The following is a 6,071-nucleotide window of genomic DNA, read 5'->3' on the forward strand; positions in this document are numbered from 1 at the left end:
GGGGCCCGGGTCAGCGGGCCTGCAGGAGCAGCCCGAGGACCGTTCCGTAGACCAGGTGGGCGGCGATCGCGACCGCCGGGGTCCGCCCGCCGTAGTTGAGGGCGAACAGCCCGGGCGGCTCCAGCACCGCGGCGCCGGCCGGCCCGGCCCGGTGGGAGGCCATCCGCGGGTGCACTCCCGGCAGCAGGGGCAGGATCACCGTGAGCGCCACCGCGGCGTGCAGCGCGCCGAGCAGCGTCCCCAGCCACCAGGTGGCCCGGTGCAGCAGCGCGAACGTCGCCGCGTACCCCAGCGCGAAACCCTGACCGACGACCAGGTGGATGAGGAAGCCGGCCACCCGGGCGCGGTCCGGGTCGGGGGTGAGCAGCGTGCCCAGGACCAGGGGCAGGTCCAGGCGGGTGAGCCCGGCCAGCTGGGCGGCGATCAGCACCGCGGTGAGGGCGGCGGAGGCGATCAGCCCGAACACGGTCCATCCGGCCCAGTCCATCAGCGCGGGCTGAGCCGGCCGGCCCGGGCGGCCAGCACGCCGCGCACCTCCTGGTACGACGCGAGGAAGCCCGCGACGCCCCGGTCCTCGAGCGTGCGGCCCACGTCGTCCAGGTCGACGCCGGCCGCGGCCAGCCGGCGCATCACCTCGGCCGCCCGGTCGACCCCGGTGTCCACGGTGCGGGCCGGCCGGCCGTGGTCGGTGAACGCGGCCAGGGTGGCCTCCGGCAGGGTGGTGACCGTGTCCGGGCCGATGAGCTCCTCGACGTACCTGGTGTCGCGGTACGCCGGGTTCTTCATCGACGTGGAGGCCCACAGCGGCCGCTGAGCCCGCGCCCCGAGATCGGCCAGCCGCTGCCACCGCCGCCCGGAGAACCGTTCCCGGAAGAGCCGGTACGCCAGCTTGGCCTGGGCGATCGCCGCCTGCCCCCGCAGCGCGAGCGCGTCGTCGGTGCCGGCCGCGGTCAGCCGCCGGTCGACCTCGGTGTCGACCCGGCTGACGAAGAAGGAGGCGACACTGTGCACCGTTGACGGGTCACCGCCGCGGCCGGCGAAGTCCTCCAACCCGGACAGGTACGCCTCGATGATCTGCTCGTAGCGGGCGAGCGAGAAGATCAGGGTGACGTTGATGCCGCGGCCCTCGGCGATCATCGCCCGCACGGCCGGTACGCCCGCCGCGGTCGCCGGGATCTTCACGAGGAGATGGGGCTCGGCGATCCGTTCGTGCAGCGCGCGGGCCGCCGCCACCGTCGCCCAGGTGTCGTGCGCCAGCTCGGGCGCCACCTCCACGGAGACGAAGCCGTCGGTGCCGCCGCTCTCGTCGAAGACCGGGCGCAGCACCGCCGACGCGGAGCTGATGTCGTCGGTCACCAGCGTCCAGTACGCGTCGTCGAGCGGGCACCCGGCCGCGGTCAGCGCGGCGAACTGATCGTCGTAGTCGGCGGAACCGACGATGGCCCGGGTGAAGATGGTCGGGTTGGCCGTCACGCCACGGATCCCGTCGGCGACCAGGGCCGCCAGGGCGCCGCCGGTCAGGGCGCCGCGGGTGAGGTTGTCCAGCCAGGGACTCTGGCCGTACTCGGCGTACAGGTGCCGCAGGGGGGTCATCGGTCCGCTCCGGACGGCCGGGCCGGGGAAGCCAGCCGCCACAACGCGAGCGCGCCGATCAGCAGCCCGAAGTCGCGCACCGCCACGTCGTAGTAGTCGCCCAGGACCAGCAGGTTCACGATGATGCCGGCCAGCCACGCGGCCACCACCGGGGCGCCGTACCGCGGCCGGATGGCCACCAGGAGCCCGGCCACCACCTCGATCACGCCCACGGCGTACATCGCCTGCTGCGCCGTGCCGGGCAGGAGCCGGTCGGCGAACGGGGCGAGGTAGCCGGGCCAGTCGGTCAGCAGGTTGAGGAACTTGTCCAGCCCGAAGACGATCGGGGCCACCGTGAAGCCGGTGCGCAGCAGCAGGAACGCCTGGTGAGCGGGGTCGACGGCCGGGCCGGCCGTTCGGGCGGCCGTCGCGGAGCTGGGCGTCGGAGCAGTCATGGCGGAACCTCTCTTCTAAAAGCGTTGTGCACGTTATTTAGAAGCTAGACGCGTCGCTTTTCTAAAGTCAAGACACGCGTGTCTTACAATGGCGGCATGGCTCCCCGCCCCCTGCCCGACCGCATCGCCGCCCTGGCCGCCCTCGACGACCCGATCCGCCGGGCCGTGTACGGCCTCGTCGCGCACAGCGAGACGGCGGTCAGCCGGGACGCGGCGGCGGAGGCGCTGGGCACCACCCGACGGGTGGCCGCCTTCCACCTCGACCGGCTGGCCGACCAGGGCCTGCTCGCCGCCGAGTACCGCCGGCCGCCCGGGCGTACCGGCCCGGGGGCCGGCCGCCCGGCCAAGCTGTACCGGCCGGTCGCCGACGAGCTGTCGGTGTCGGTGCCGCCGCGGCACTACGACCTCGTGGGCGAGGTGCTCGCCGCGGCCGTGGCGGACTCGCTCGACTCCGGCGCCCCGGTCCAGGAGGCGCTCGACCGCACGGCCTACGAGACCGGCCGGACCGCCGGCGCGGCCGCCGGCACGGTCCTCGGCGCCCTGGAGGACGCCGGCTACGAACCGCGCGGCGACGACGAGGACGGCGGGCTGATCCTGCGCAACTGCCCGTTCCACCGGCTCGCCCGGCAGTTCACCGCCCTGGTCTGCGGGGTGAACCTGCAGTTGCTGCGCGGCGTCACCGACGGAGCCGGCGACCCGGGCGTCACCGCGGTGCTCGACCCGGGCCCGGGCCGCTGCTGCGTCCGGCTCCGGCCGGCGGCGCGCTGACCTCGCCCGCGGCGGCCGGGGCGGGCAGGCCGGCGGCCAGCTCCGCGACGGTGTGGGCCCCGATGCCGGGCACCGGGTCGTCGCTGTGGGCGGCGGCGACGGCGCGGACGTGCTCCTCGGCACGCGCGGCGAGCCCGTCGTAGATCTCGGCGAACAGAGCACGGGCGGGTTCCCGTAGCCATCCGGGGGGCAGCAGCCGGCTGGGCAGCCCGGGGTCGAGGACGGGCAGGCGCCGGTAGGTGTCCATCACCTCGGTACGGGCCCGGACCGCCTCGGGGCCGGCGATCTGTCCGGCGTGGACCCGGGGCAGCACCGGGCGCCAGTTCGCGATGAAGGATTCGTAGCGGCGGGCGAGGGCCGCGGTGTCCCAGGCGTCGAGCGGTGAGCGGCCGGGCTCGGGACCGGCGTACCGGCCGCGGAAGACGGTGATCGCGGGGCCGAAGGGGGCGAGCCGGTCCACGGCCCGGCCGGCGAGGGCGCGCGGAGAGACCCAGAGGCCGTCGTAGAGCGGGGCGAAGCCCATCCAGCGCAGCTGCGCGCGCAGCCCGCGCCGCCGGGCCGCCTGCCCGCGCGGCAGCGAGAAGGCGAGCACCGTCCAGCGCCCGTCCCACGGCTCGGCCGGCGCGACGATCGCGCTGCCGCCGACGGCGAGGAAGCCGGCGGCGGCCGGGGTGAGCCGGTACGAGCTCCGCCGCCCCTGCCGATGCCCCTCCAGCACGCCGCGACGGGCCAGCCGGCTGATGGCGGTCCGGGCGCCCGCCTGGGACACCCCGGCCTCGGTGAGCAGGGCCACGATGGCCGCCGAGGGGAGCCGGGCCCGGTCGCGCAGGGTGTAGTCGGCCAGCAACGTCACCGTCAGCCCCTGCGGCGAGCTCCCGGCCTGCCGCCGGGGCAGCCGCACCGGCTCCGCGGCGTCATCCGGGAAGATCTCCTCGATGTCGTACGGACTCGTCACGCGATGCTCCAGCGGTTCGGGGTGCGGTCAGGCTGACTGTAACGAGGGCGGCGGCGCCGCTGTCGATCGAGGCATGTCGATTGACAGTCAACGGCTCCGGGTGCACGCTAACTGTCAATCGACTCCGGTGGCGCCGGGCCGCGCTCCCCCCGGCGTCAGGTGCGTGATCCCGAGGGCAGGTCACGCGGACGTCTCCCCAGCTGTTCCCCCGTGGGCGGCGCACGCACGCTCGTGGCGATGCCGTGTGCGCCGGCCCGCCTTCCCCAGGAGTGCCGATCATGACAATCAGACGTTCCCTGCTGCTGGCCGTGGCCACCGCGCTGGCCCTGGTGGGTCTCGCCGTCCCGGCGTCCCGGCCCGCGTTCGCGGCCTCGCTGACCGAGGTGACCAGCTTCGGCAGCAACCCGGGCGGGATGCGCATGCACATCTACGTCCCGGACTCCCGCCCGGCCGCCCCGGCGATCGTGGTGGCCATGCACGGCTGCGGCGGCTCCGGCCCCGGCTTCTACTCCGGCAGCGAGTTCGCCTCGCTGGCCGACCGGTACGGCTTCCTGGTGATCTATCCGTCCGCGATGCAGGAGGCCGGCTTCGGCAAGTGCTTCGACACGTGGTCGGCCGCGGCCAAGCGGCGCGACGGCGGCAGCGACCCGGTCTCGATCGCCTCCATGGTGGCCTACGCCGGGCGCCAGTACGGCGGCGACCTGAACCGGGTGTACGCCACCGGCAGCTCGTCGGGCGGCATGATGACCCAGCACATGCTGGCCCTGTACCCCGACCTGTTCAAGGCCGGCGCCGCCTTCATGGGCGTGCCCTTCACGTGCTTCGCCGACGCGGCCGACTACCCGCCCGGCGGCCGGTGCACCGGCGGCAGCATGGACCGCACACCGCAGCAGTGGGGTGACGCCGTCCGGCAGGCGTTCCCCGGCTACACCGGCGCCCGCCCCCGGGTGCAGCTGTGGCACGGCACCAACGACACGCTGGTGCCGTACTCGCTGTTGCAGGAGTCCATCGAGCAGTGGACCGACGTGTTCGGGCTGAGCCAGACCCCGACCTCCAGCGACACCCCGCAGCCCACCTGGAACCGCCGCCGCTACGCCGACCGCGCGGGCGTCGTCCAGGTGGAGGCGTACAGCATCCAGGGCGCCGGGCACAGCCTGCCCGGCAGCGGGATGGCGGCCGCGGCGATCGCCTTCTTCGGCCTCACCACGTCACCGTCGACGCCGCCGTCCACACCGCCGTCGACCCCGCCCACCAGCCCGCCGTCGACCCCGCCGTCGACCCCGCCGGCCGCCGGGGCGTGCCGGGTGACCGACACGGTCAGCGCCTGGAACACCGGGCTGACCTCGGCCATCACCATCACGAACACCGGCTCCACGGCCGTCAGCGGCTGGTCCCTGACCTTCACGCTGCCGGCTGGCCAGAGCATCACCTCCGGCTGGAACGCCACCTACTCCCCGGCCTCGGGTGCGGTGACGGCCCGCAACGTCGGCTACAACGCCGCCATCGCGCCCAACGGCTCGGTCAGCATCGGGTTCCAGGCCACGCACACCGGCGACACCGGCCGCCCGGCCGCGTTCAGCCTCAACGGCGCGGCCTGCGCCGTCGCCTGAGCCGGCCCTTTTCGCCCCCTGGGCAAGAAACTCCGGCCGAAAAAGCGTTACGACCGGGGCCCGGGGCGGCGAACTGCGGTTCCGATCGCCGGAACGATTGAGGAGCGCCTATGTCTATCGGACGTGTATTGAGGCCGTGGGAGCGCTCCCGTAGCATCCCCGCAGCGGCTGTTAACGCTAACGAAACAATGGCTCCGCCCATTTTCCGGGCCGCCACCCCCGTGAGGAGTTCCCCTTCATGACCAGATCCGGAGCGATCAGGACCGGCCTGCTGGCGGCCGGCGCCGCGGCGCTGGCGGCGGCGACGGCTGTCGTGGCGGCGCCGGCCGGCGCCGCCGCCGCCGGCTGTGCCGTGAACTACGCCGTGTCGTCGCAGTGGCAGGGCGGATTCGGCGCCAACGTGACGATCACGAATCTCGGCGACCCGCTCACCGGCTGGACGCTGACGTGGTCGTTCGGCGCCGGGCAGACGGTGACCCAGGCGTGGAACACCACGTTGACCCAGAGCGGTTCGGCGGTGACCGCGCAGAACGCCAGCTACAACGGCTCGGTCGCCACCAACGGCACGGTGTCGTTCGGCTTCAACGGGTCGTCGGGGGCCACCAACCCGGCGCCGACCGGCTTCGCCCTCAACGGCGTCACCTGCACCGGCAGCACCGGGCCGACGACCGGCCCGACCACCGGCCCGACGACGCCGCCCACCACCCCGCC

At 74.4% G+C, this 6,071-nt stretch carries 7 protein-coding genes; 3 read left to right on the top strand and 4 right to left on the bottom strand.

The genetic code is table 11. The features are described 5' to 3' along the window. Nucleotides 1-10: 10 nt before the first annotated feature. The 3 genes from Ani05nite_RS40380 to Ani05nite_RS40390 are packed head-to-tail and all read right to left on the bottom strand — an operon-like array spanning nt 11 to nt 2,027. Nucleotides 11-487 (bottom strand): hypothetical protein, encoded by a 477-nt coding sequence (locus Ani05nite_RS40380; protein WP_203777455.1) that lies wholly within the window; start codon nt 485-487, stop codon nt 11-13. Then, nucleotides 487-1,593, bottom strand: coding sequence for a transaldolase (tal, locus tag Ani05nite_RS40385; RefSeq protein ID WP_203777457.1), 1,107 nt, complete (start codon nt 1,591-1,593; stop codon nt 487-489). The genes Ani05nite_RS40380 and tal overlap by 1 nt, the downstream gene beginning before the upstream one ends. Further along, a complete protein-coding gene (locus tag Ani05nite_RS40390) occupies nt 1,590-2,027 on the bottom strand; it encodes a hypothetical protein (RefSeq protein WP_203777459.1) in 438 nt (145 codons plus the stop codon). Before Ani05nite_RS40390 ends, tal begins: the two co-directional genes overlap by 4 nt. A gap of 96 nt (nt 2,028-2,123) precedes the next feature. On the opposite strand from Ani05nite_RS40390, the gene Ani05nite_RS40395 reads away from it, so the two are divergent. After that, a complete protein-coding gene (locus tag Ani05nite_RS40395; protein WP_203777461.1) occupies nt 2,124-2,795 on the top strand; it encodes a helix-turn-helix transcriptional regulator in 672 nt (223 codons plus the stop codon). Here Ani05nite_RS40395 and Ani05nite_RS40400 read toward each other — a convergent pair. Beyond that, nucleotides 2,731-3,750 (bottom strand): PaaX family transcriptional regulator, encoded by a 1,020-nt coding sequence (locus Ani05nite_RS40400; RefSeq protein ID WP_203777463.1) that lies wholly within the window; start codon nt 3,748-3,750, stop codon nt 2,731-2,733. The two genes, Ani05nite_RS40395 and Ani05nite_RS40400, sit on opposite strands and share 65 nt — an antisense overlap. Before the next feature lie 278 nt (nt 3,751-4,028). On the opposite strand from Ani05nite_RS40400, the gene Ani05nite_RS40405 reads away from it, so the two are divergent. Together Ani05nite_RS40405 and Ani05nite_RS40410 are read left to right on the top strand one after the other, a co-directional pair. Next, entirely contained in the window at nt 4,029-5,360 is a 1,332-nt protein-coding gene (locus Ani05nite_RS40405) for an extracellular catalytic domain type 1 short-chain-length polyhydroxyalkanoate depolymerase (protein WP_203777465.1), read from the top strand. Between the two features lie 238 nt (nt 5,361-5,598). Continuing rightward, a partial coding sequence (locus Ani05nite_RS40410; protein WP_203777467.1) for a cellulose binding domain-containing protein occupies nt 5,599-6,071 on the top strand: 473 nt, incomplete at its 3' end.

Source organism: Actinoplanes nipponensis, from assembly GCF_016862275.1.
Lineage (GTDB): Bacteria > Actinomycetota > Actinomycetes > Mycobacteriales > Micromonosporaceae > Actinoplanes > Actinoplanes nipponensis.

Excerpts from the sequence above, each read along its gene's own strand:
- Ani05nite_RS40380 (WP_203777455.1), bottom strand. The coding sequence starts at position 487 with ATGGACTGGGCCGGATGGACCGTGTTCGGGCTGATCGCCTCCGCCGCC.
- tal (WP_203777457.1), bottom strand. The coding sequence starts at position 1,593 with ATGACCCCCCTGCGGCACCTGTACGCCGAGTACGGCCAGAGTCCCTGG.
- Ani05nite_RS40390 (WP_203777459.1), bottom strand. The coding sequence starts at position 2,027 with ATGACTGCTCCGACGCCCAGCTCCGCGACGGCCGCCCGAACGGCCGGC.
- Ani05nite_RS40395 (WP_203777461.1), top strand. The coding sequence starts at position 2,124 with ATGGCTCCCCGCCCCCTGCCCGACCGCATCGCCGCCCTGGCCGCCCTC.
- Ani05nite_RS40405 (WP_203777465.1), top strand. The coding sequence starts at position 4,029 with ATGACAATCAGACGTTCCCTGCTGCTGGCCGTGGCCACCGCGCTGGCC.